This window comes from Shewanella sp. T24-MNA-CIBAN-0130, assembly GCF_040310185.1.
Classification (GTDB): Bacteria; Pseudomonadota; Gammaproteobacteria; order Enterobacterales; family Shewanellaceae; genus Shewanella; species Shewanella psychromarinicola.
Genome location: NZ_JBEOPP010000328.1, coordinates 1 through 270, shown reverse-complemented (window position 1 = coordinate 270; position 270 = coordinate 1). Strand labels below are relative to the sequence as shown.

General features: G+C 41.1%; 1 pseudogene. It reads right to left on the bottom strand.

The annotated features are described in order from the left end of the window. Positions 1-270: pseudogene (locus AAEZ02_RS22585) on the bottom strand (phosphoketolase family protein); the annotation flags it as partial.

Sequence of the window (270 nt, the reverse complement as noted above, 5' to 3'; positions counted from 1 at the left end):
AAGTTACGTTGATCGCGGTTTAGTTTGAAAGCATCACGCATCCACTCACCCATTTTCAACATTGAGAAACCACGTTGACCACGAGCTGTTTCTGAACCGTAACCCAATTTGTTTAAATCTGGATTTGCTAAAGCACGTACAACTTCACCGCCGTAACTCAGACGTTGACGACCACAACATAACTCTTTTGGCGGCATCAAAGACATAATGTCTTTATCAAATATCAATTCACCGCTTTCAGTGGTTTGCACTAATTCGTCAAACTTATAG